Here is a 22,392-nt window from a genome sequence, read left to right as displayed (position 1 = left end):
ATCACAGGCGGATACCCTTGGGAACCCCCCGATTGCGGCCTATATTCCACAGATGATCGAGCAAAACACCCCGAATTCACCGGAAATCGACCCGGACTCTTCCCTGCGGGACCGGCTGGCGGACGAGTTCATGGCCGAGGCCGCCTTCGACGGCTGGACACGGGCCGCCCTGGCCGCCAGCGGCCGGGCGCTCGACCTGCCGCCGGGCGAGGCCGACCGGCTGTTCCCGGGCGGGCCGCTCCAGGCGCTGACCTATGTCAGCGAGCGCGCCGACCGGCGCACCATCGAGGATATGGAGAAGGAGGGAATCACGGCCCTCAAGATCCGCGACCGCATCAAGGGCGCCGTCCGCCTCCGGCTGGAGCGCCATGCCGGTCCGCGCGAGGCGGCCCGCCGGGCGCTGTCGACCCTGTCGCTGCCGCTCAATGCCGGGCTGGCGCTGAAGCTGCTCTACAAGACGGTCGACGCCATGTGGTACGCGGCCGGCGATACCAGCACCGACTTCAATTTCTACACCAAGCGCGCCACCCTGGCCGGAGTCTATTCCTCGACCCTGCTCTACTGGCTGAACGACCGGTCGCCCGGCGCCGAGGCCACCTGGGCCTTTCTCGACCGCCGCATCGACGACGTGATGAAGTTCGAGAAGCTGAAGGGACAGCTCAGGTCGTGGACGGGCCCAAAGCGTCCGGGCGCGCGGCCGGCAGCACGTAGGTGACGTGGCCCATCTTGCGGCCGGGGCGGGCCTCCGCCTTGCCGTAGAGGTGCAGCCGCGCCGTCGGCTCGGCGAGATAGCGCTGCCAGTCGTCGGCCTCGTCGCCGATCAGGTTCTCCATGCGCGAGGGCGCCAGCACTTCGACCGAGCCCAGTGGCAGGCCGCAGATGGCGCGCACCAGCTGCTCGAACTGGCTGGTGGCGCAGGCGTCCATGGTCCAGTGACCCGAATTGTGCGGCCGTGGCGCCATCTCGTTGGCCAGCACCCGCCCGTCCTTGGTCACGAACATTTCCAGCGCGACCAGCCCCACCAGATCGAGGCCCTGGGCCAGATCGACGCCGAAGCGTTCCGCCGTCGCCAGGGTCGTCGGCGGCAGGCCGGAGGGCACGGTGGTCGTGCGCAGGATTCCGTCGCGATGGCCGTTGATGCCGATCGGGAAGCAGCGCGTGGCGCCGTCCAGTCCGCGGGCGACGATGGCGGAGACCTCGCAGTCGAAGTCGACCATCGCCTCGAGGATGCATTCGCGCCGGCCGAGCCTCGCCCAGGCGGCTGAGAGTTCGGTTCGGTCGGCGACGCGGGCCTGGCCCTTGCCGTCATATCCCTCGGTGCAGGTCTTCAGGATGCCGGGCAGGGCGGTGGCCGCCGCAATGTCGGCCTCTGAGCGGATGGGCTGATAGTCGGCCGTGCCGATGCCCAGCGTGCGCAGGAAGTCCTTCTCGCGGAGCCGGTGCTGGGCGAAGTGGATCGGCTTCACGCCCGGGCGGACCGGCTTCAGCTTTTCGCATTCGAGGACGGCGCTCTCGGGCACGTTCTCGAATTCGTAGGTGACGACGTCGACCTGGGCGGCGAAGCGGGCCAGGGCCTCGCCATCGTCATAGGCGCCACGGACATGGCCGGCGCAGACCTGGGCGGCGACCGGGTGGTCGTCGGGGGCGTAGACGATGCACGGGTAGCCGAGGCGCGCGGCCGCGAGGGCGGTCATACGGCCCAACTGGCCGCCGCCCAGGATGCCGATGGTCGATCCCGGCGGCAGAGGTCGGAAGGCCGGCATCAGCGATGGGCCGGGGCGTCGTCGGTCGGGATCTTGGCGACGGCCAGTGACTGGCGTGTCCGCCAGGCTTCCAGGGCCGCCATGATCTTGTCGTCGCCAAGACCGACGATGGAGGCCGCCAGAAGAGCAGCGTTGATCGATCCGGCGCGTCCGATCGCCAGGGTGCCGACGGGAATGCCGGCCGGCATCTGGACAATGGAAAGAAGACTGTCCTGTCCCTTGAGCGCGGCGCTTTCGACCGGAACGCCCAGGACGGGCAACGGTGTCATGGCGGCGGTCATGCCCGGCAGGTGGGCGGCCCCGCCGGCGCCGGCGATGATCACCTTCAGGCCGCGTTCCTTCGCGCCCGAGGCATAGTCCATCATGCGCTTGGGCGTCCGATGCGCGGAAATGATGCGTGCCTCGAACGGGACGCCCAAAGCCTCCAGTGTTTCGGCGGCATGCCGCATGGTCGACCAGTCGGATTGACTGCCCATGATGACGCCGACCACCGGCTTGGCGGCCGGGCGCTTGGTGGTTTTCTTGGCCATGACTTTTCTCAGGCGATGATATCGGGAATGAGCTGGCTTTCCAGCCGCAGGATCTGGTCCTTGAGACCGAGCTTGCGCTTCTTGAGGCGCTGAAGTTGCAGCTGGTCGAACGGCGGCTTCTCGACCAGGCGATCGATCACCTCGTCGAGGTCGCGATGCTCGGTCTTCAGGGCCTCAAGCTTGGCCTTGATGGTCTGGGCGTCCGGCGGATCCGACGACGTCAAGTCATTCATGCGGGGCGCACTCGTCCAGGCAGGCTAGCCACGTCGCTCCCGGCCGTGTACCCCGGAGCCCGCCCAAAGGGAAGCGCGCAAAAGCCCCCAGCAAGTCACAGGCAATCGTGTCGGATTTTCTCCCCCACCCGTTCTGGAACTTCTCCCTCGAACTCTATGCCGGAGAGGGCGTCGCCGAAGCCTGCCTCGACCTGCAGGAGCGGCGCGGCTGCGACGTCAACATCCTGCTGTTCTGCTGCTGGCTGGGAGCCTCGGGGCGGCCGACCCTGACGGCCGAGCGGCTGCGCGCCATCCTGGCCGCGAGCGACGCATGGCAGTCGGACGTCGTGAAGCCGCTGCGCGAGATGCGGCGGCGGCTCAAGGACAAGGTCTGGCCCGGCGCACTGCCCGAGACCGTCGATGCGGTCCGTCGCCGGGTTGCCGATGCCGAACTGGCGGCCGAGCACGCCGAGCAGCTCAAGCTGGCGAGCCTGCATTCACCGCCGGCCGACCGCGAGCGCCCGCTCGAGAAACGACTTCGGGCGGCGGTCGGCAATCTCGGCGTCTATGCGGTGTGCCTGGGCGTCGTGCCGGACGAGGCCGATCGCACGTCCGTGGCGGCGCTGATGCGCGCCACGTTCCCCGTGTTCGCCGCAGTAGAAGTGGCAGAGGTGGTCGGCCTCGCAGCCTGAACGAATGGTTCAATACCGCCGACGGGTTATTCACATTCTTCGCGTGACCGTTCGATTACGGGTTGATTCGACGTGACTCCACCCAATGTCAGAGTCAGACTTCCATTCGTCCCGCTAACAAACTCGGAGGTATCCGACTATGAGCACCGTGGACCACATCGAAGCTCTCAAGAACAAGCATGCGACTCTTGAGCACGCGATCCATCAAGAGACGACGCGACCGCATCCCGACGAAGATGCGCTCTGCAGCCTCAAGAAGCGAAAGCTCATGATCAAGGACCAGATCGTCCGACTGAGCGAGCCGACCTCCCACTAGCCCTCAGGTGAGGCCCGCCCAGCGGGCCAGCGCCACGGCGCCGACGGCGCCGAACAGGCCGGCGGTGAATCCTCCGACCGTTCGGGTCAGGCCGGCGCCGACCACCGCGCCGACGATGAACGCGCCGCCGCCCTGCGTCAGCGGAACGACGGCGGCGGAGACCAGCACGGCGCCGGGCGCGTGATCGAGCAGCGCGTTCACGAAGCGATGGCGGCCGAGCCAGCGCATCGCGACGAAGCCGCCCCCCTTGGCGGCCATGGCGGCGAGCGCCATCACCAGGATTGCGACGAGATTCTCAGGACTGGCGGACATGGCCGTTCCTGAGGTCTCGCAGCGCGCCGAAGAGGCCGCCGGCCAGTCCGCCGATCACGATGTACCAGTTGCCGCCGATCATCCATTTGGCCGCGAGTGCCGCCGCAATCGCGACCGCCCAGGGCGCGACATCCCGCTTGCCGCGGAACAGGATGGTGGCCACCACCACGAACACCGCCACGCCGACGAAATCGAGCCCGAGGCGTCGCGCCGTAGCGGGATCGGAGAGCAGACCGCCCGCTGCAAGGTGGCCCGCCAAAGTCGAACCCGACCAGATATAGGCCATGACAAAGCCGCCGCCCAGGAACTTGCCGAGATCGCCATGGCCGCGGCGATACTCGGCGATGTTGACCGCCCAGTTCTGATCGACCGTCACGTACCAGACGGGCGGCTGCAGCCACCAGGGCAGGTGGGGCAGATGCGGCTGCAGCGCCGCGCCCATCACGAAGTAGCGCAGGTTGGCCACGAACACCGATACGGCCAGCGCCATCAGCGGCAGCGGCTGGGCCCAGATGTCGAGCGCCACCATCTGGCTGGTCCCGGCCATCACGGTGAAGCTCATCAAGGTCGTCTCGAAGGCGCTGAGACCCTTCTGGGCGGCCGCGACTCCGAAGCCGATACCGAAGGGAAGCGAGGCGAGGCCCGGCAGGATCATGCGCAGGGCACCGGCCTGGAAACTGCGCCACGTCACGCGCGCGGAAAGGGACACGGAAGCTACCGGATGAGGAACGGGGCGGGCACTCTATGGGACCTGCCGCGGCGCCGGAACCGAGTTTAGCTCAGCCGCCCATTAGGCGGTCAGTTGAGCTTGTGCAGGTTGACCGACCAGCGCACCGGCGCGCCATAGGCATTGCGGGACTGACCGCTGCAGATCGCCACGTTGTCGGCGCCGCGCTGGCAGACGAGCTGGTCGGCGAACCAGCGCGAACCGTCGTTGCAGGTCGAGTCGGCATCGCGCAGGCGCAGGACCGCGCCCTCGAAACGCGCCTGGGCGCGCGTGCGGCAGGCGGTGCGGCCGCGCCGCCATTCGAGCTGGCCTGCGCCGCTCGCATCGAAACAATAGGACGAGATACCGGGCTGCATCTGCAGCGTCTCGTGCCGGAACGGGTCGGTACGCCAGCAGCCCTGCATGAAGGAATAGTCGTTGGTGGGCGCATTGGGCAGGCGCAGGCGATTGTCGGCCGGATTGCGCGGCTGCGGCGCCGGGGCCGGCGCCGGCTTCGGCGGCGTCACCTTCGGCGGTGCCGGGGCGGGAGCCGGCGGCGGCGGCGCGACGGCGACCTGCGGCGGCTTGGGCACTTCGGGCGGCTTGCAGTCGACGATCCGCCGCTTCAGTTCCGCTTCGGCCAGGCCAAGCTCGACTTTCAGCACGCGCTCGCGCGATTGCTCGGCCGAGAAGGCAGCCTTCAACGCCGGCAGGGTATCGGGCGGTGCTTCCGGTGCCGGCGGTGCAGGCGGCCCTTCGCGCGTCGCAAGCGAGACGTCGGGCGGGACCGGCAGCAGACCGCGCAGGGCCCACGCGCCTGCCAACAGGAGCAGGAGGAGCGGTAGCGCAGCGGCGAGCGTTCGCCACCAGGGGACTCCGGCGGCCGGGATGACGGCGGGCAGGGCGGATATCGGCGTCCTCTGCGCGGCTTCGAGCACCGGCCGCCGTTCCAAGGGCCGCGCCTCCGCCACGCGAGCATCGGGCACCCGCGGCAGGGTGAGCGGCAGCAGCGCGCTGGCCGCTTCCTTCTCGTAGCCCCAGGCGACGATGACGGGCCGGTCGCCCACCAGGAAGACGAAAGCGGGCGAGGGCGCGCGCGCCGCCAGCTTCAGCGACAGGCCGACGACCCCGGTCTCTTCCTTGGGGCCGTGGCCGGCGAGCATATCGCCCAGCCGCCGGATCTCCGCCAGCGTGCGCTCGACGCCGGCCAGCACCGCGTCCTGCTCCGCTTGCGGGAGGTCGGTAACGGCGCGGATCGGACCGGACCAGCCGGCGTACCAGTCGATGCCCTGGTCGTTCTCATGGAGTTGCGGATCGGCCAGCAGGTCGGCGGCTTCGTCGCCCAGCCGACGACGCACGACACGCCGCAATTGCGGCGCGGCGTTGTGCAACGGCTCGCCGCGCACGCCCAGGGGGCGTACGCCGCTGCGGGTCGTCACGATGAGCGTTGCTTCGCCGGGCATGGGATACGGAAACTAGCCCGGCGATTATGGCGACGCGATGGTTTGCCGTCGTTGCTGCGGGGGGCGCGTCAGTTTGGCTGGACCCCCGCCGCTCGAAGAATCTTCGTCCATCGCTCGATCTCCGCCTTCAGATAAGAACGGAGCGCCGCCGGCGTTGCCTGGCTGACGGGATAGGGTTCGGCCCCCAGAGGCTCCAGGCGCGCCTTGACCTGCGGATCCTGCAAGACTTGGGCAAGGGCCTCGGACAGCCTCGCGATGATCGGCTCCGGCGTGCCCGCCGGCGCATAGAGCCCGTACCAGGTACTGAGGTCGAAGCCCGGATAGCCGGATGCATCCAGGGTGGGAAGCTGCGGCAAGGTCGGGACCTTCTCGACCGTCGTCACGGCGTAGCCGTTGAGGCGGCCCGACTGGATGTAGGTCGAGATGATCGAGACGAGATCGCAGAGCATGTCGTACTGGCCGCTCAGCAGGTCGTTGATGGCGGGAGCGGTGCCCTTGTAGCTCACGGACTCGAAGCGCTTCACGCCGAACGTCTCGGCAAGCAGGAGATGGCAGAGCTGCGAGGCCGAGCCGTTGCCTGCATCGCCGACGATCACGGTCGACGCGTTTCGGCGGAGATAGTCGACAAGGGCCGCGATGTTCTCGAGCTTGAGGTCCTTCTTCGTGCTGATCACGTTCGGCACCACGGCAACCATCCCGATCGGCGCGAAGTCGTCGAGCGGACTGTACGGCAGCTTCGTGTAGAGAGCGACGCTGGTGGCGTGGCCGATATGGTGAAGAAGCAGCATGTAGCCGTCGGGTGCGGCGCGCGCGACCTTGGTGGTGCCGATCGTGCCGCCCGCGCCGGCCGTGTTGTCGACCAGCACGGTCTGGCCAAGCTTCTCGGCCAGAGACTGCGCGATGACACGGGTCACCGCGTCGCTCGGTCCTCCCGCGGCGAAGGGGCTCACGATGGTGATCGGCCGGTTCGGATAGCTCTGCGCCCGGGCCGGCATGGCCAACGCTAGCAGAGACGCGATCGCACCGAGTGCGACCAGCGCCTTGCCGACTGCAAAGTGCCGCATTTCTTCTTTTCCTCCCTTACGTCTTTCTTGGGGCCGCTGATGTCCTCGTTGGTTGGCGGGTGTCGAAACCGTGCTTCCGTCGGCGGCGGCTCAGGAAGTCGGCGTGCCCTTCGTCTGGGTGCGATGGAGCAGGCGCCGCTGCGACGCGTCGAAGGCGTCGCGCCGGTGCATGGCGCAGCGATTGTCCCACATGACCGTGTCGGCGGGGCGCCACGTGTGGCTCCACGTCAGGTCGGGCCGCGTGGCGTAGGACCACAGCTGATCGAGCAGCGTCTCGCTCTCCTCGACGGGAAGGCCGATGACGTAGCTGTTGAGACGGCGGCCGAGGAACAGTGCCTTGCGACCGGTCTCGGGATGGACGCGGACGAGCGGGTGATGGGCACCCGGCGTCCTGCTGACGTCGGTGATCTCCTCATAGCCCTTGCGCAGGGCGCCGGACGAGGTGTGCGTGAAGCTGTGGATCGCCTTCAGCCCCTCGATGCGCTTCTTCAGCGCCTCCGGCAGGGAGTCGTAGGCCTTGTACATGTCGGCGAACTCGGTGTTGCCGCCGGTCGGCGGCAACTCGATGCCGTGCAGGATGCTGTAGGCGGCCGGCGTGTCGATGAACGAGCTGTCTGTGTGCCAGAAGGCCTCGCCGGAACCGAGCGTGCCAATCGGTTTGCCCTGCTCGACGATGTTGGACACCACCGTGATCTCGGGCGCCACGGTGCCGAATTCGCCGAACTTTTCGGTCACCTCGGTACTGGGCGACAACTGCAGCTCGCCGAACTGGCGGCTGAAGGCAATGAGCTGCTCGTCGTTCATCGGGCAGTCGCGCACCAGCAGAACGACATGGCGATGCCAGGCGGCGCGAAACGCTTCCAACTCCCCGGACGAAAGCGGTTTGCGCATGTCGATGCCGCGGACTTCTGCGCCCAGCCCGGCATTCGTGGGCAGAACTTCGATCTGCATGTTTCCCTCCCGTCTTGCCGAACGACTAAGAGGCCAAACCAATCTTAGGGACCACTATATTGTGAATGCGAAATAATTAGGCTCTGCCTAATATGCTCCATGCCCCTGGACACCCGGCATCTCCGGTATTTCATCGCTGTCGCCGAAGAACTGCATTTCACGCGTGCCGCCGAGCGGCTGGGCATCGCGCCGCCGTCGCTGACGCAGCAGATCCAGTCGCTGGAACGCATGCTGGGCGCCGTCCTGTTCCACCGCACGAAGCGGACGGTCGAACTGTCGGATGCCGGCATGCTCTTCCTCGAGGAAGCGCGTGTCGCCTTGCGTCAGGTCGAGCGGGCGGAAACGGTCGGACGGCGCGCGGGCCGTGGCGAGATGGGCATCGTCGAGGTCGGCATCGTGACCACTGCGATCTATACGGACGTGCTCTCTTCCACCATTCTCGCCTTCCGCGCCAAGCAGCCCAACGTCGACGTGCGCGTGCGCGAAATCGAAATGAAGGTCGTCCTGCGCGAATTGGAGGAAGGACGGATCGACATCGGCTTCGTGCGGCCGCCCATCCACTATGGGCCCGGCCTCACCGACCTCACCCTGATGCGGGAGCCGATCGTGCTGGCGCTGCCATCGACCCATCCGGCCGCGCGACGAAAGACGATCAATCCGGCGGCTCTTGCCGACACGCCGTTCATCACCGCCGACCATGGAATCGGCATCAGCTACTGGCAGCACACGATCGACTTCGGGAAGCGGGGCGGCTACACGCCGCGCATCGCGACCTATGGCCGAAACCTGTTCGCGGTCGTGGGCCTCGTCGCGCTCGGCCTCGGTGTCGCGGTGGTGCCAGCATCGATGAGCAGGTGCCTGCGCCTGCCGGGACTGGTCTACCGACCGATGAGCGGGCCGCCCATCATCTCGGAGCTTTCGGCCGCCTTCCGCCGCAACGAACGCGGCGCCGCCGCGAGGGCGTTCATCCAGAATCTGCGCGCGGTGGCTGGCAAGGTGAAGGCGGCTACCTAGGCGGCCTTCGCCCACTCGCGCAGGACGTACTTCTGCACCTTGCCGGTCGAGGTCATGGGCAGGTCGCGGAACACCACATGGCGCGGGCACTTGAAGCCGGCGAGGTTGGCGCGGCAGTGGGCGATTATGTCCTCCGCCGTGGCCGTGGCGCCGGGCTTCAGCATCACGAAGGCGCAGGGCGTCTCGCCCCACTTCTCGTCGGGCTTGGCGACGACGGCGGCGTTGGCGACGGCCGGATGGGCGATGATCACGCCCTCGACCTCGATGGTGGAGATGTTCTCGCCGCCCGAGATGATGATGTCCTTGGACCGGTCGCGCAGCTCGATGTAGCCGTCCTCGTGCATCACGCCGAGATCGCCGGAATGGAACCAGCCGCCCGCGAAGGCGTCACGCGTCGCCGCCGGGTTCTTGAGATAACCCTTCATCGTGATGTTGCCGCGGAACATGACCTCACCCATGGTCGTGCCGTCGCGCGGCACCTCCTTCATGGTCGTGGGATCCATCACCGTGACGCCATCCTGGGCGGCATAGCGCACGCCCTGGCGCGCCTTCAGACGTGCGCGATCGTGCGCCGGCAGCGCATCCCATTCCTGGTGCCACGAGCAGATGGTGGCCGGGCCGTAGACCTCGGTGAGACCGTAGACGTGGGTCACCCGGAAGTTCTGTTTCTCCAGCGCCTCGAGCACGGCCGCGGGGGGCGGCGAGGCGGCGGTCATGAACTCGACCTTGCGGCCGAGCGGCCGGCGCTCGGCGTCGGTCGCGCCGATGATGAGCTGCATGATGATCGGTGCGCCGCACATGTGGCTCACGTCGTTGTCGGTCAGCGCGTCGAAGATCGGCTTGGCCGCCGGGCGGCGCAGGCAGACCGAGGTGCCGGCCACCAGCGCCAGCGTCCAGGGGAAGCACCAGCCGTTGCAGTGGAACATCGGCAGGGTCCAGAGATAGACCGGGTGCAGGCCGATCGGCCACTGCGTGGCGTTGCCGTAGGACGAGAGGGTGGCGCCGCGATGACTGTAGACGACGCCCTTGGGATTGCCGGTCGTGCCCGACGTGTAATTGAGCGTGATCGCGTTCCATTCGTCCGACGGATAGGCCCAGGCGAAGTCGGGATCGCCGTCGGCGATGAATTCCTCCCAGGTCGTGTCGCCGATCTGCGCGCGGTCCTCGCATTCGGGATCGTCTATGTCGACGACCAGCGGCTGGGTCTTGGCGATCGCCAGCGCCTCGGTGACGACGCGATGATACTCGCGGTCGACCAGCAGCACCTTGGTCTCGCTATGGTCGATGATGAAGGCGACCATCGCCGCGTCGAGGCGGGTGTTGAGCGAGTTCAGTACGCCGCCGCTCATCGGCACGCCGAAATGCGCCTCGTACATCTCGGGAATGTTGGGCGCCATGATCGCCACCGTGTCGCCGACGCCGATGCCCACCTTGACCAGCGCCGAGGCGAGGCGCCGGCAGCGTGCATAAGTCTCGGCCCAGGTCTGGCGGCGCTGGCCGTGGATCAGCGCGACGTGATCGGGATAGACGCTGGCGGTGCGCTCGATGAACTGCAGCGGGGTGAGCGCGGCATAATTCGCCGGCGTCCTGTCCAGGTCTCGCTCGTAGATGTTGTGCGCGGCGAGGGCGGTCTTGTGCGACACGGGGCGCGGCGCGGCGAGGCGGGTCACCGAGGTGCGACTCTTGACCGAGCGACGCAGGCCGGGACGCCCGAGCGGCTTGGGAGCGGCGGCCTTCCGGGCTGCCGGGGCCTTCTTCGGTGCGACGGCCTTCTTCGATGCGACAACCTTCTTGGGGGCGATGACCTTCTTTGGCGAGGGAGCCTTCTTGGGGGCGGCCTTCGCAGCCGGCCGGACGATCTTCTTCGTCTTGGCGGCGACCTTGCGCTTGGCCGGAGCCTTCGACTTGCTGCTGCCTTTTCCCGTCTTGCGCTTGGCCATGATCTTTTCCGTTCGACTCCCTGTGCGGCGGCACTCTCTCACAGGGCGGCTCGCCTATTCCAGCTTGATATCCAGGTCTTTCAGCAGCTGCGCGAAATAGATCTGGTCGTCGCGTACCTGCCGCGCGAAGTCGACGTTGGACTGATATTCGACATTCTGCGCCACGAGCAGCAGCTTCTCCTTCATCTCGGGCAGGGCGGCCGCCTGCGCCGCGGCCTCGGACAGGCGCGCGAGGATCGGGTCCGGCGTGCCCTTGGGCGCGAAGAGACCGAACCAGCTGCGGGCCCGGAAGCCCTTGAGATCGAGGCCGATCTCCGTCGCCGTCGGCGTGTCCGGCAGATCGGGCAGGCGGGCCGGCTGGTCGACCAGGGCGGCGAGCACCTTGCCGGCCTTGGCGTAGGGCACGAAGGAGGGATCGAAGACCATCTGGATACGGCCGTCGAACACGTCGCCGGTGGCATCGACGATGGTCTTGTAGGGCGAGTGCTGCATCTGGATGCCGGCGGCCCGCGTCAGCACTTCGCCGGTGAGATGGGTGATGGTGCCGAGGCCCGAGGAGCCGAACCAGTATTTCCCCGGGTTGGCTTTCGCCAGCGCCACGAACTCGGCCCAGCTCCGGACGCCCAGCGCCTTGGTGAGGGTGACGACCAGGATGGGCGTCGAGAGGCGCGCGACGGCGACGAGGTCGTTGGGATTGTACGGCACTTTGCGCGCGGCCGGCGTGATCGCCATGATCGCGGTCGGCGACAGCAGAAGCGTGTAGCCGTCGGCCGGCGCCGTCGCGACCATCTGGGCGCCGACGCCGCCCGAGGCACCGGGCTTGTCCTCCACGATGATCTGCTGGCCAAGCGTTGCGCTCATCTTCTCGGCATAGAGACGCGCCACCTGGTCGGCCGAGCCGCCGGGCCCGTAGGGCACGATCAGGCGGATCGGCTTGGTGGGCCAGTTCGTCGATTGAGCCTGCACACGCGTCGACGCCAGCGCGGCAAGCCCGCCCAGCATCACCTCACGGCGACCGACCATCGTTCCCTCCCGGGACCATTCTTGTTGCCGGGAGGATAGCGGGAAGCCGGGAGGGGCGACAGGCCCGTTGGCGCGCCGCCTATTGGACCAGCGCGAAGGAGTCGAGGAACTGGCGGGTGGCGGGCTGGGTCTCGACGCCGGCCTTGCCGTCCACCACGAGCGTGAACAGGCGACCGCGCGCCCAGTAGGTGCGGGTGACGGCGACATTGCCGTTGCCCTGGACGACCGTGTATTCGCGCCCCTCGACGCGGCCGAGCTGGAGCTTCCTCTCGTCGCGGTAGGAGCCACCGGCCGCCGCGCCGTCGCGGACCTTGCTCAGGATCACGTCGGCGGCGGCCCCCTTGGTAACGGCGGGTGGATAGTCGACATAGGAAGCGATGTAGGCGACCCGCGAGGCCACCGAGGTTGCTTCGGTCATCGGCACGGCGTTGCCGTTGCCGATCGGAACCTGCACGATGGCGATCTTCGGCAGCGCGGGCAGGTCGACGCGGAAACGTCCACCCTCGGGCTTGTACTCCATCCAGCCCTGGGCGCGGCCTTGATGCGGCAGCAAGGCCGTCGCGCCGCCGGCCATGAGCACCGCCAGGAAATGTCTACGCATCGAAATACTCCGCTTCCGCCGTTCCTCACAGGAATACGTCGACAAGGTTCGAGGGGACAGGCCATTTTATATCCGTCACGTCCTCGGCCCGGCGGTCCTCGGGAATTCGAACTTGTCTAAAGGCACTGCAACATGTCGCTGAACGAGCCGGTTCCCCAACCGCCCCTCAAGCCCATCGTCGGCAATCTCACGGAGCTGCAGGGCGGCTGCCCGGTCCAGAGCCTCATGGCGCTCGCCCGCACCTACGGGCCGTTCTTCAAGCTCACGATCATGGACCACGACGTCCATGTCGCGAGTTCGCAGGAGCTGGTGAACGAGCTGTGCGACGAGACGCGGTTCGGCAAGCGTATCCAGGGGGCGCTGAAGGAGATCCGGGCGGTTGCCGGCGACGGGCTGTTCACGGCCTATGGCCACGAGCCCAACTGGGCCAAGGCTCATCGTATTCTCGTCCCGGCCTTCGGCCCGATCGCCATCCGCGGCATGTTCGACAGGATGCTCGACATCGCCGACCAGATGTTCGTGCGCTGGGAGCGGTTCGGGCCGAGCGCCGTCATCGAGGTCGCCGACAACATGACGCGGCTCACGCTCGATACGATCGCGCTCTGTGCCTTCGATTATCGCTTCAACAGCTTCTACCAGGACGACATGCATCCCTTCGTGTCCGCCATGGTCGGAACGCTGCAGGAAGCCTCGAACCGCGCGCGCCGGCCGAAGCTGCTGAGCAGCCTCATGCTGTCCAAGGCGCGCCAGTTCCAGGTCGACAAGGAGATGATGGACAAGGTCGCGCGCGACCTCATCGCCGAGCGCCGGCGCGATCCCAGGGGCAACGAGAAGAACGACCTGCTCAATCTCATGCTCAACGGCGTCGATCCCGTAACGGGCGAAAAGCTGAGCGACGAGAATATCGGCTATCAGATGATCACCTTCCTGATCGCCGGCCACGAGACCACGAGCGGACTTCTGTCCTTCGCGACCTATCTGCTGCTCAAGAATCCCGACGTGCTGCAGAAGGCGCGGGCCCTCGTCGACGAGGTGCTGGGCGAGGAGGTGCCACGCGTCGAGCACCTGGCGCAGCTCCGCTACATCGAGCAGATCCTGATGGAGACGCTGCGCATCTGGCCGACCGCCTCGGTCTTTTCGGTCAGCCCGCACAAGGACACGGTGCTGGCCGGCAAGTACCCTCTCTCGACCAAAGACATCGTGATGGTCCTCGAGCCGATGCTCCATCGCGACCCCAAGGTCTGGGGCGACGACGTTGAAGCCTTCAGGCCGGAGCGCTTCGCGCCCGAGAATGCCAGCCAGTTGCCGCCGAATGCCTGGAAGCCCTTCGGCAACGGCGCGCGGGCCTGCATCGGCCGGCCCTTCGCCATGCAGGAAGCCCAGCTCGTGCTCATCCTGATGTTGCAGCGCTTCGATTTCGTGCTCGACGATCCGTCCTACACGCTGAAGATCCACGAGACGCTGACGCTCAAGCCCGAAGGGCTGCGCATCCGCGCGCGGGCGCGCCGCACCGGGACGTCTCTGCGGCGCAGTGCCGTGCCATCGACGCCGCAGAAGGCGCTGACGCCGCAGCCCGTGCGACGACCCGCCTCGGATGCGGCGGCCACGCCGCTGCTGATCCTCTATGGCAGCAATACCGGTTCGTCGGAGGCCTTTGCCAACCGCATCGCCGACGAGGCGCCGGCCAACGGCTTCGCGCCGACCGTGGCGGCGATGGACGACTATGCAGCCAACCTCCCGCGCGAGGGCGCGATCGTCGTGGTCACGGCGTCCTACGAAGGCCAGCCGCCCGACAATGCCCGCCTGTTCGTCTCGTCTGTCGAAGCCCTGCCGGAGGGCGCGCTGACCGGCGCTCGCTTCGCCGTGTTTGGCTGCGGCAACCGGCAATGGGCGCGCACCTATCAGGCGATTCCCAAGCGGGTCGATGCCGCTCTCGCCCGGGCCGGCGCCACGCGGCTCGCCGAGCGCGGCGAGACCGATTCCGGCGGCGACTTCTTCGGCGCCTTCGACGAATGGTGGGCGGGCTTCCTGCCGCGGCTGCGCGAGGCGCTGGGCAAGGAGGCCGCCGCCGCGCCGGCGGCGTCCGGTCTGCAGGTCGAGTACGTCAAGGACGGTCGCGAGGGCGCGCTGCGGCTGGGCGATCTGCAACGAGGCAGCGTCGTCGAGAACCGCGAACTGGTGGACATGAGCGCACCCAACGCGCGCTCGAAGCGGCACCTGGAATTCTCGCTGCCTGAAGGGATGAGCTATCGCGCGGGCGACTATCTGGCGGTCCTGGCCACGAATCCGCCGGAGCTGGTCGATCGTGTGCTGCGTCGCTTCGGTCTGGCGCGCGACACGCTCGTGGTGCTTCGGCGCGACGGCGCGGCCAGCCTGCCGATCGGCCGGCCGGTCAGCTGCGGCGAGCTGCTCTCGAACTACGTGGAACTGGCGCAGCCCGCGACTCGCGCCCAGGTGGCGGCGCTCGCGGCGGCCACGCCCTGTCCGCCCGAGCAGGCCGAGCTGGAGGCCATGGCGGGCGAGGCTTACGCCACATCGGTGCTCAAGCCGCGCTGCAGCGTCCTCGACCTGCTCGACCGCTTCCAGTCCTGCGCGCTGGGATTCGGTCCCTATCTCGACATGCTGCCGCCCATGCGGGCGCGGCAGTATTCGATCTCCTCGTCGCCGCTGTGGAAGCCCGACCATGTCACGCTGACCGTCGCCGTCGTCGACGCGCCGGCTTACTCGGGAACCGGCACCTTCCGCGGCGTGGCCTCGTCCTATCTGGCGCATCTGCAGCCGGGCGACCGCATCTCGCTGGCGGTGCGTCCGTCCAATGCGCGGTTCCATCCGCCGGCCGATCCCAGGACGCCGCTCATCCTGATCTGCGCCGGCTCCGGCATCGCGCCGTTCCGCGGCTTCCTGCAGGAGCGGGCCACGCAGAAGCAAGCCGGACAGGAGGTCGGACCGGCCTTGCTGTTCTTCGGCACCAACCATGCCGACGTCGACTATCTCTATCGCGATGAACTCGCGCGCTGGGAGGCGGCGGGCGTCGTCACGGTGCTCCCGGCCTTCTCGCTGCAGCCGCGGGGCGAGGTCTCGTTCGTGCAGCATCGGGTCTGGGAAGAGCGCGCCCGCATCGTGGAACTCTTCCAGCGGGGCGGCAGCGTCTTCGTCTGCGGCGATGGGCAGCACATGGCGCCGGGCGTCCGCGAAACGCTGGTGCGAATCTATCGCGAGGCATCGGGCGTCAGCGAGGCCGACGCCCAGAAGTGGGTCGAGGTCGTCGAGCACGAGCACGGTCGCTACGTTTCCGACGTCTTCGCCTGAGCCTCTGCGGGGCAGGGCCGTCGCACATGGCCCGGGAAAGGCCGGATCAGTTGGCGTGCCTAAGGAGGCGAAAGGTCCCTCACTACGTTCGGGATGACAATTTTGTTGGGATTTGCGCAGTGCGCTGATCAAACAAACGGTGTCATCCCGAACGTAGTGAGGGACCTTTGCCTCATCTGCGACAGCGCCTCCCGGCGGGGCGAGCCCACATAACCACATTGCGACAGGGCGGGGCCGGGGCTAAGCCAGGGGCGGAAACGCAAAGGATGCCGGTCATGGCTGTTGGCGACAAATATCGTGCGCTGCATGCGCGGTCGCTCCAGGATCCCGAGGGATTCTGGTCCGAGCAGGCTGTGGCGATCGACTGGACGAAGCCCTGGGACAAGGTGCTCGACGGGACGAAGCCGCCTTTCTATCGCTGGTTCGAGGGCGGCGAACTCAACGCCTGCCACAATGCGCTCGACCGCCATGTCGACGGCGCCAGTGGGACAAATAGGGCCGAGCAGGCGGCGCTGATCTACGATTCGCCGCTCACCAACACCAAGAAGACCTTCACCTATCGCGAGCTGCGCGACCAGGTGGCGCGCGTCGCCGGGATGATCGCGGCGCAGGGGGTGGGCAAGGGCGATCGCGTCATCCTCTACATGCCGATGATCCCCGAAGCGGTGATGGCGATGCTCGCCTGCGCACGGCTGGGCGCAATTCATTCGGTGGTGTTCGGCGGCTTCGCGGCCAAGGAACTGTCGAGCCGCATCGACGATTGCGCGCCGAAGCTGATCCTCACCGCCTCGTGCGGCATCGAGCCGTCGCGCATCGTTCACTACAAGCCGCTGGTCGACCAGGCGATCGAGCAGGCCAAGCACAAGGTGCCGCGGGTCATCCTGCTGCAGCGGCCGCAATGTGCCGCGACGATGGTGGCCGGGCGCGACCTCGACTGGAACGAGGCGCTCGCCACCGCGCAGCCCGCTCCTTGCGTGCCGGTCAAGGCCACCGATCCGCTCTACATCCTCTACACGTCGGGCACGACCGGCCAGCCCAAGGGCGTGGTGCGCGACACCGGCGGCTATTGCGTGGCGCTCGCCTGGTCGATGAAGAACCTCTACGGCGTCGAGCCGGGCGAGGTCTACTGGTGCGCCTCGGACGTGGGCTGGGTCGTGGGCCACAGCTACATCGTCTACGGGCCGCTGATCCACGGCGCGACCTCGATCCTCTACGAGGGCAAGCCGGTCGGCACGCCCGACGCCGGCGCCTTCTGGCGCGTGATCTCCGAGCACAAGGCGATGGCACTGTTCACCGCGCCGACGGCCTTCCGCGCGATCAAGCGCGAGGACCCTGAAGGCAAGCTGCTCGGGCAGTACGACCTTTCGAACTTCCGCACCTTGTTCCTGGCGGGCGAGCGCGGCGATCCGCCGACCGTCGAGTGGGCGCAGAAGCTCTTGGGCGTGCCGGTGGTCGATCACTGGTGGCAGACCGAGACCGGCTGGGCGATCTGCGGCAACTTCCAGGGTCTCGACCCGATGCCGGTGAAGCTCGGTTCGACCTCGGTGCCGTCGCCGGGCTGGCATCTCGACGTGCTCGACGAGAACGGCCATCCGATGAAGCCGGGCGAGGTGGGGGCGCTGGCCGGCAAGCTGCCCTTGCCGCCGGGAACCTTCCCGACGCTGTGGAACGCCGACGAGCGCTACAAGCAGAGCTACATGAGCGAGTTCCCCGGATACTACAAAACCGGCGATGCCGGCTTCATCGACCCGGACGGCTACGTCTCGGTGATGACGCGCGTGGACGACGTGATCAACGTCGCCGGCCATCGCCTCTCGACCGGCCAGATCGAGGAAGTGCTGGGTGCGCACAACGATGTTGCCGAGTGCGCGGTGATCGGTATCGCCGACGATCTGAAGGGGCAGGTGCCGCTGGGCTTCCTGGTGCTGAAGGCCGGCGTCAACCGGCCGCCGCAGGAGATCACCAACGAGGTCGTGCAGATGGTGCGCGACCGTATCGGTCCGGTCGCCTTCTTCAAGAGCGCGCTGGTCGTGCAGCGGCTGCCCAAGACGCGTTCGGGCAAGATCCTGCGTGGCACGATGCAGAAGATGGCCGACAGCCAGCCATGGACGCTGCCGGCCACGATCGAGGATCCGGTCGTGCTGGAAGAAATCAAGGACGGCCTGAAGACGGCCGGCTTCGCAAACAAATCATAGGAGCGCGCCACTCCAGTGGCGCTCATGCGTGAAGGGAAGATGCGCCACTGGAGTGGCGCACTCCAAAGGCAAGAAGGACAGACGAATGACTCTCGATATCAACCGCCCCGATCTCACCGTCGGCGTCGTGGGAACCGGCGCCATGGGCCGCGGCATCGCCCAGGTCACCGCGCAGGGCGGCATGAAGGCGATCATGTATGACGCGGCGCCCGGCGGTGCGGCGAAAGCCAAGGCGGCGATCCTCGACACGTTGAAGGGTCTTGTTGCCAAGGGGCGGGTCACCGAGGCCGACCTCGCGAAGGCCGACGCCAATCTCGGCATCGCCGAGAAGATCGAGGACTTAAAGGGCTGCCACGTCGTCGTCGAGGCGGTGTTCGAGAATCTCGAGGTGAAGCAGAAGCTGTTCGGCGAACTCGAGGCGGTGATCGCGCCCGACGCCATCCTGGCCTCCAACACCTCGTCGATCCGCATCGCCTCGATCGCGCGCGCGCTCAAGCATCGCGACCGCGTCTGCGGCATGCACTATTTCAATCCCGTGCCGCTGATGAAGCTGGTCGAGGTCATCCGCGCCGCCGATACCGCGCAATGGGTGGTCGATGCCATGGTGGTGCTGGGCAAGCGCCAGACCCGCGTGCCCGTGGTGGTGGGCGACACGCCGGGCTTCCTGGTCAATCTCGGCGGCACCGCGATCGGCACCGAGGGCCTGCGCATCATGCAGGAGGGCCGGGCGACGCCGTCGCAGGTCGACGCCGTGATGCGCGACACCTGTGGCTTCCGCATGGGCCCGTTCGAGCTGATGGACCTGACGGGCATCGACGTGAACTTCCCGGCCCGCAAGATCATTTACGAGGGCTTCTTCCATGACCGGCGCATGACGCCGAGCCCGTATCACGAGAGCCTCTATGCGGCGGGCAAGCTCGGCCGCAAGACCGGCGGCGGCTGGTACGGCTATGACGATAAGGGCGCCAAGATCGATGCGGGCGCCGACCATCCGACCTCGCACGTGCCGGCGTCGAGCGTCGTCATCATGGACACGCACAACACCAAGCTGATGAGCCTGGTGAGTGCCGATGGCGCCGAGATGCTGGCGGCCGACGACGGCAAGAGCCCGATCCTGGTGGCGCCGGTCGGCAAGGACTGCACCACCACCGCGATCGAGCTGGGCCTCGACCCGAAGCGCACCGTCGCGGTCGATCTGACCGGCGACGTCTCCAAGCGCATCACGATCATGATGGCGCCGGGCTTCGATCCGGCGGTTCGGGACGCCACCGTGGCGCTGCTCGCCAAGTCGGGCACCAAGGTGACGGTGATCAAGGACTCGCCGGGCTTCATCGCCCAGCGCATGTGCGCGATGATCGCCAATCTCGGCTGCGAGATGGCGATGATCGGCATCGCCTCGGCGGCCGACGTCGATACGGCAATGACGCTCGGCCTGAACTATCCGCGCGGGCCGCTGGCGCTGGCCGACTGGATGGGCGTCAAGGAGTGCCACGAGATCCTGGTGCAGATCCAGGCGATCACCGGCGACGACCGCTATCGCCCCAGCCAGTGGCTGCGCCGCCGCGCGATGCTGGGATTGAGTGCGACGACGGTCGAATAGAAATCGTCAGGGAACAGCACCGTGAAACCACCGTTTGGTCCCCTGCAGCCTTTGCAGGGGAGCCCGATGAAGAAGCGGAGCAAGTGGACGGCGGTTGGATTCGCCCTGATGGTCGCGGTGGTTGGCGGGGCGGTACACGCGCAGCAGCTCAAGAACGAGAACCTGCTCGTGGGCATGCCGCAGGGCTTCAAGCTCGGCTTCAAGGACTCGAAGAACGGCATGAACATGCAGGAGTTCATCCCGACGGGCGAGACGGTGCAGAGCTGGACCGAGATGGTCACGGTTCAGGTGTTCCTCAGCCGCAAGGATCTGCAGCCGGCGGCGTTTCTCGGCGCGATGCAGCAACAGTGGGCGGGCGCCTGCAAGGGCAGCTCTGCCACGCCGGTCGCGACCGGCAAGGTGAACGGCTACGACGCCGCCTCGGTGCTGCTGCGCTGTCCGCTGCTGGCGTCGACCGGCAAGCCGGAGACCACGATGCTGACGGCGATCAAGGGCAACGACAGTTTCTACGTCGTGCAGCGCGCCGTGCGGTCGGTCCCCACGCCCGAGCAGTTTCAGACCATGAAGCAGTACATCGAGAGCGTCAGCGTCTGCGATTCGCGTCTGCCGTCGCGGGCCTGCCCAACCGTCAAATAGCGACGGTAAAATCGCGAGCGCCGCTCAGGCCAGCGTCAGGATCAGCGGACCCCGACGGGTCGCGACCAGGGTGTGCTCGTACTGCACCGTGGCCTCGCGCAGGGGCGGGCGCAGCGTCCAGCCATCGTCCATTTCTTCGACATGGTCGGCGCCCAGCGACAGGAACGGCTCAATGGTGAAGACGAGACCTTCCGTGATCTTCCGGCGGTCGTGCTTCTCGTACCAGGTCGGGATTTCCGACGGCTCGTCGTGCAGCGAGCGTCCGACGCCGTGGCTCGCCAGATTGCGGATCAGGCTGTAGCCGTTCTTCTGCGCGAAGGTCTCGATCGACCGGCCGATCTCGTTCAGCCGGACGCCCGGCTTCACGGCCCGGATGCCGGCCCACATGGCCCGCCTTCCATCCTCGCAGAGGCGCTCGATGCGCGGGCTGGTCGGCGGGACGGCGAAGCTCGCGCCGGTATCGCCGAAATAGCCGTCCAGCTCGGCCGAGACGTCGATGTTGATCAGGTCGCCGGCCTTGATCACCGTGTCGTCCGGGATGCCGTGGGCGCAGTCCGGGCCCACCGAGATGCAGGTCGCGCCCGGAAACCCGTAGGTGACTTCGGGGGCGGAGCGTGCACCTTCCTTCTCGAGCAAGGCGCGCCCGAGATCGTCCAGTTCCCGGGTCGTCATGCCGGGCTCCAGCGCCGCGCCCATGGCGGCGAGGGTCCGGGCGACGAGCTTGCCGATGATGCGCAGCTTCTCGAGCTGCTCTTCATTTTCGATGGTCATCGTCACCCTCCTAACCGCCGTTGACGTTTACGTAAAGGTAAACTACCTACCTTGGGCTGGCGGACGAACCGTCGGCGGCCCACAGTCCCTTCAAGAAGACTGACCATCCTGATCGTTGGAGGACGATGCCTGTGACTGCCGCTCTGGCCGCGCATTACACGCCTGAACACCAGATGTTTCGTGAGACCTGCCGGCGCTTCTTCGAGAAGGAAGTGACCCCGTTCCACATGAAGTGGGAAGAGGAGGGTATCGTGCCGCGCGCGCTGTGGCGCAAGGCGGGCGAGCAGGGGCTTCTGGGCATGACCATGCCCGAGGCCTATGGCGGCGCCGGCGCGGATTTCCTCTACAGCGCCATCATGATCGAGGAGCAGGGCCGGGCGCTCGCCTCCGGGCCGGCCTTCTCGCTGCATAACGACATCGTGGTCCCCTATCTGCTCCATTACGGCACCGAGGAGCAGAAGAAGAAGTGGATCCCCAAGGCCTGCTCCGGCGAGCTGGTCACCGCCATCGCCATGACCGAGCCGGGCACCGGCTCGGACCTGCAGGCGGTGAAGACGACCGCCGTCATGGACGGCAATCACTGGGTCATCAACGGCTCCAAGACCTTCATCACCAACGGCCAGCTGGCCGACCTGGTGATCGTGGTCGCCAAGACCGATCCCACGCTCGGCGCGAAGGGCACGTCGCTCATCGCCGTCGAGACCAAGACCGAAGGGTTCAAGCGCGGCCGCAATCTCGAGAAGATCGGCATGAAGGCGCAGGACACGTCGGAACTGTTCTTCCAGGACGTGCGCGTGCCGGCGGATCATCTGCTGGGCGGGCCGGGCATGGGCTTCGTCCAGCTGATGCAGCAGCTGCCGCAGGAGCGGCTGGTCATCGCCATCCAGGCGGTGGCGGCCATCGAGGCGGCGCTGGAGCACACGCTGGCCTACGTGAAGGAGCGCAAGGCGTTCGGGAAGCAGATCATCGATTTCCAGAACACGCGCTTCAAGCTGGCCGAACTCAAGACCAAGGCCCATATCGCGCGCGTCTTCGTCGACGATTGCGTGGCCAAGCACCTCAAGGGCGAGCTCGACGTCGCGACCGCGGCGATGGCCAAGTACTGGACGACCGAGCTGCAGTGCGAGCTGATCGACGAGTGCCTGCAGTTCCACGGCGGCTACGGATACATGTGGGAATACCCGATCGCGCGCCTCTACGCCGACGCCCGCGTGCAGAAGATCTACGGCGGCACCAACGAGATCATGAAGGAACTCATTGGACGGACGCTCTAACGCAGCGCCGTCCACGACAA

The 22,392-nt window shown here is 67.2% G+C and carries 21 protein-coding genes; 9 read left to right on the top strand and 12 right to left on the bottom strand.

The window, feature by feature from the left end; all coding sequences use genetic code 11:
• Nucleotides 1-52: 52 nt before the first annotated feature.
• Nucleotides 53-715: a COQ9 family protein gene (locus tag ACO07K_RS13530; protein WP_422036451.1), complete on the top strand. Its 663-nt coding sequence runs from the start codon at nucleotides 53-55 to the stop codon at nucleotides 713-715.
• On the opposite strand, the gene ACO07K_RS13525 is transcribed toward ACO07K_RS13530, so the two are convergent.
• From ACO07K_RS13525 to ACO07K_RS13515, 3 genes are read right to left on the bottom strand one after another with little or no spacing between them, the layout of a single operon-like run.
• Complete coding sequence (locus ACO07K_RS13525; protein ID WP_422036450.1) at nucleotides 660-1,763, bottom strand: 5-(carboxyamino)imidazole ribonucleotide synthase; 1,104 nt, start codon at nucleotides 1,761-1,763, stop codon at nucleotides 660-662. The two genes, ACO07K_RS13530 and ACO07K_RS13525, sit on opposite strands and share 56 nt — an antisense overlap.
• A complete protein-coding gene (gene purE, locus ACO07K_RS13520; protein WP_422036449.1) occupies nucleotides 1,763-2,293 on the bottom strand; it encodes a 5-(carboxyamino)imidazole ribonucleotide mutase in 531 nt (176 codons plus the stop codon). The genes ACO07K_RS13525 and purE overlap by 1 nt, the downstream gene beginning before the upstream one ends.
• Nucleotides 2,294-2,301: 8 nt before the next feature.
• Nucleotides 2,302-2,526, bottom strand: coding sequence for a YdcH family protein (locus ACO07K_RS13515; RefSeq protein ID WP_298311045.1), 225 nt, complete (start codon nucleotides 2,524-2,526; stop codon nucleotides 2,302-2,304).
• 107 nt (nucleotides 2,527-2,633) lie between these two features.
• Between ACO07K_RS13515 and ACO07K_RS13510 the strand changes: the two genes are divergently transcribed.
• A complete protein-coding gene (locus ACO07K_RS13510; RefSeq protein ID WP_422036448.1) occupies nucleotides 2,634-3,197 on the top strand; it encodes a TIGR02444 family protein in 564 nt (187 codons plus the stop codon).
• 139 nt (nucleotides 3,198-3,336) lie between these two features.
• Entirely contained in the window at nucleotides 3,337-3,513 is a 177-nt protein-coding gene (locus ACO07K_RS13505; protein WP_422036447.1) for a YdcH family protein, read from the top strand.
• A gap of 3 nt (nucleotides 3,514-3,516) precedes the next feature.
• Here the strand turns inward: ACO07K_RS13505 and ACO07K_RS13500 are convergent, their stop codons facing one another.
• The 5 genes from ACO07K_RS13500 to ACO07K_RS13480 form a co-directional block, all read right to left on the bottom strand.
• Nucleotides 3,517-3,825: a hypothetical protein gene (locus tag ACO07K_RS13500; RefSeq protein WP_422036446.1), complete on the bottom strand. Its 309-nt coding sequence runs from the start codon at nucleotides 3,823-3,825 to the stop codon at nucleotides 3,517-3,519.
• The gene (locus tag ACO07K_RS13495; RefSeq protein WP_422036445.1) at nucleotides 3,809-4,534 is read right to left on the bottom strand and encodes an AzlC family ABC transporter permease; all 726 of its coding nucleotides are present in this window, start codon (nucleotides 4,532-4,534) and stop codon (nucleotides 3,809-3,811) included. The genes ACO07K_RS13500 and ACO07K_RS13495 overlap by 17 nt, the downstream gene beginning before the upstream one ends.
• An 89-nt stretch (nucleotides 4,535-4,623) precedes the next feature.
• Nucleotides 4,624-5,994 (bottom strand): SrfA family protein, encoded by a 1,371-nt coding sequence (locus ACO07K_RS13490; protein WP_422036444.1) that lies wholly within the window; start codon nucleotides 5,992-5,994, stop codon nucleotides 4,624-4,626.
• A 68-nt stretch (nucleotides 5,995-6,062) separates the two neighbouring features.
• Nucleotides 6,063-7,058 carry a Bug family tripartite tricarboxylate transporter substrate binding protein gene (locus ACO07K_RS13485; protein ID WP_422036443.1) on the bottom strand — a complete coding sequence of 332 codons (996 nt, stop codon included), beginning with the start codon at nucleotides 7,056-7,058 and terminating at the stop codon, nucleotides 6,063-6,065.
• A gap of 90 nt (nucleotides 7,059-7,148) precedes the next feature.
• Nucleotides 7,149-8,009 carry a TauD/TfdA dioxygenase family protein gene (locus ACO07K_RS13480; protein ID WP_422036442.1) on the bottom strand — a complete coding sequence of 287 codons (861 nt, stop codon included), beginning with the start codon at nucleotides 8,007-8,009 and terminating at the stop codon, nucleotides 7,149-7,151.
• A gap of 99 nt (nucleotides 8,010-8,108) precedes the next feature.
• Between ACO07K_RS13480 and ACO07K_RS13475 the strand changes: the two genes are divergently transcribed.
• Nucleotides 8,109-9,023, top strand: coding sequence for a LysR family transcriptional regulator (locus tag ACO07K_RS13475; RefSeq protein WP_422036441.1), 915 nt, complete (start codon nucleotides 8,109-8,111; stop codon nucleotides 9,021-9,023).
• Here ACO07K_RS13475 and ACO07K_RS13470 read toward each other — a convergent pair.
• The 3 genes from ACO07K_RS13470 to ACO07K_RS13460 form a co-directional block, all read right to left on the bottom strand.
• A complete protein-coding gene (locus tag ACO07K_RS13470) occupies nucleotides 9,020-10,963 on the bottom strand; it encodes an acyl-CoA synthetase (protein ID WP_422036440.1) in 1,944 nt (647 codons plus the stop codon). The genes ACO07K_RS13475 and ACO07K_RS13470 overlap by 4 nt on opposite strands.
• A 54-nt stretch (nucleotides 10,964-11,017) precedes the next feature.
• Nucleotides 11,018-11,986, bottom strand: a complete 969-nt coding sequence (locus ACO07K_RS13465) for a Bug family tripartite tricarboxylate transporter substrate binding protein (protein ID WP_422036439.1) — start codon at nucleotides 11,984-11,986, stop codon at nucleotides 11,018-11,020.
• Nucleotides 11,987-12,065: 79 nt separating this feature from the next.
• Nucleotides 12,066-12,587, bottom strand: coding sequence for a hypothetical protein (locus tag ACO07K_RS13460; RefSeq protein WP_422036438.1), 522 nt, complete (start codon nucleotides 12,585-12,587; stop codon nucleotides 12,066-12,068).
• A gap of 132 nt (nucleotides 12,588-12,719) precedes the next feature.
• Here ACO07K_RS13460 and ACO07K_RS13455 point away from each other — a divergent pair, with 132 nt between their 5' ends.
• The 4 genes from ACO07K_RS13455 to ACO07K_RS13440 all read left to right on the top strand — a co-directional run bounded on the left by ACO07K_RS13455 (nucleotide 12,720) and on the right by ACO07K_RS13440 (nucleotide 20,327).
• Complete coding sequence (locus tag ACO07K_RS13455; RefSeq protein WP_422036437.1) at nucleotides 12,720-15,896, top strand: bifunctional cytochrome P450/NADPH--P450 reductase; 3,177 nt, start codon at nucleotides 12,720-12,722, stop codon at nucleotides 15,894-15,896.
• 275 nt (nucleotides 15,897-16,171) lie between these two features.
• On the top strand, nucleotides 16,172-18,091 hold the full coding sequence (locus tag ACO07K_RS13450; RefSeq protein ID WP_422036436.1) for a propionyl-CoA synthetase: 1,920 nt from the start codon (nucleotides 16,172-16,174) through the stop codon (nucleotides 18,089-18,091).
• An 85-nt stretch (nucleotides 18,092-18,176) separates the two neighbouring features.
• On the top strand, nucleotides 18,177-19,691 hold the full coding sequence (locus ACO07K_RS13445; protein WP_422036435.1) for a 3-hydroxyacyl-CoA dehydrogenase: 1,515 nt from the start codon (nucleotides 18,177-18,179) through the stop codon (nucleotides 19,689-19,691).
• Nucleotides 19,692-19,757: 66 nt separating this feature from the next.
• Complete coding sequence (locus ACO07K_RS13440; protein ID WP_422036434.1) at nucleotides 19,758-20,327, top strand: hypothetical protein; 570 nt, start codon at nucleotides 19,758-19,760, stop codon at nucleotides 20,325-20,327.
• A gap of 24 nt (nucleotides 20,328-20,351) precedes the next feature.
• Here ACO07K_RS13440 and map read toward each other — a convergent pair whose 3' ends face one another.
• Nucleotides 20,352-21,098, bottom strand: a complete 747-nt coding sequence (map, locus tag ACO07K_RS13435) for a type I methionyl aminopeptidase (RefSeq protein WP_422036433.1) — start codon at nucleotides 21,096-21,098, stop codon at nucleotides 20,352-20,354.
• Nucleotides 21,099-21,223: 125 nt separating this feature from the next.
• Between map and ACO07K_RS13430 the strand changes: the two genes are divergently transcribed.
• On the top strand, nucleotides 21,224-22,372 hold the full coding sequence (locus tag ACO07K_RS13430; RefSeq protein WP_422036432.1) for an acyl-CoA dehydrogenase family protein: 1,149 nt from the start codon (nucleotides 21,224-21,226) through the stop codon (nucleotides 22,370-22,372).
• Nucleotides 22,373-22,392: the final 20 nt, after the last annotated feature.

Source organism: Reyranella sp. (genome assembly GCF_965228225.1).
GTDB lineage: Bacteria > Pseudomonadota > Alphaproteobacteria > Reyranellales > Reyranellaceae > Reyranella.
This window is presented reverse-complemented; position numbering and strand designations above follow the sequence as displayed.